The organism is Vibrio sp. vnigr-6D03, assembly GCF_002835515.1.
In the GTDB taxonomy this organism is placed as follows: Bacteria; Pseudomonadota; Gammaproteobacteria; order Enterobacterales; family Vibrionaceae; genus Vibrio; species Vibrio penaeicida.
Genome location: NZ_PIZL01000070.1, coordinates 193 through 1,353, shown reverse-complemented (window position 1 = coordinate 1,353; position 1,161 = coordinate 193). Strand labels below are relative to the sequence as shown.

At 44.2% G+C, this 1,161-nt stretch carries 2 protein-coding genes; one reads left to right on the top strand and one right to left on the bottom strand.

Features of this window, described 5'->3' with window-relative positions; translation table 11 throughout:
* On the bottom strand, positions 1 to 585 hold a 585-nt coding region (locus CW749_RS28015; RefSeq protein WP_237322626.1), incomplete at its 3' end, for an AraC family transcriptional regulator.
* 26 nt (positions 586 to 611) lie between these two features.
* Here CW749_RS28015 and CW749_RS28010 point away from each other — a divergent pair.
* Positions 612 to 1,161, top strand: a 550-nt coding sequence (locus CW749_RS28010; RefSeq protein ID WP_145997902.1) for an AraC family transcriptional regulator ligand-binding domain-containing protein, incomplete at its 3' end; no start/stop codon positions are given.

The following is a 1,161-nucleotide window of genomic DNA, read 5'->3' as shown; positions in this document are numbered from 1 at the left end:
CAAAATTCGGGCGCGTTCCATACGGACTTTGGCTAAGTATTTCAGTGGCGTGAGTTTGATGTGCTTGAGGAACAAATGCTTGAACTGCGTTTGGCTTAAACAAGCAATGTTTGCCAGTTCTTTTATGGTGTGATTCTTAGCGATATCTTGATTAATGAATTGCACCGCTTTTTTGATTCGAAGATCGATTTTACTGTTCAGATCCTGCATCGCTAACAACTCAAACAGCAACGCCAAAATCTGATTCTCGACTTCAGCGCTAAAATCGGAATCCAACTGCTTTTCAATAAACTGAACGTAGTTATTTGCTGCTTCATTCAAAGGTATGACCGCGTTGTTTAGCCCTACTAAAGGGTCGGGCAAATCGATGACATCAACCACCAAAAACCGAAAGTCTTCCCGAGCCTGAAACTCGTGATAGCAACCCGGCGGAATCACCAAACAATCGCCGTAAGATAGGCTCATTGGCTCGCCATCCATTTTTAAATCAATGAATCCACGCGTCGGAATCAGTACTTGGTAAAAGGTATGGCTGTGCCCTTGCGAGGAGCGGGTGTAAGTTCGGATGGTGATTTTTCTGCGCAATACGTTCGACTATACATTATGGGTTGATGGACTTAGTCTATACCCAAACGAGCCAGTATGAATACTCCGATATTTACGAGTATCCAACACCCAAGCTTCGGATAACTCAAGAAAGTGCAACCCCAATGACCGTTATTGCTGAATACCTTCCAACCGATCACCGCTACCAACTGGGCACACTGGATGTTGCCTTGTTGCTCAATGTGCTGAACGAACGCGGTATTAACACGGCTCAACTTTTGAAAAGCACTGGATTGGAAACACTGGATTGGCTGAATCCGCAATGTCAAATTACCTACTCAGATAAATTAGTATTGTTTGGCAAAGTGAATCAAATGCTGGCCAATGATGGGCTCGGCATAACTCTGGGGGAATTTGCGAAGTTTAGCCACTTTGGTGTTCTGGGCTACGCCATCTTATGCAGCCAATCGGTTGAGGAAGCCGTCAGAACGGGCTTCAAATACTTAAGATTGAATGGGCCTGTTTTTGCTGTAAAAGTGACGATTGAAGGTGAGATTGCCGCCATTTGCATCAAAAATACGTTAGACATTGGTGAATTACTGCCATTTTGTACAG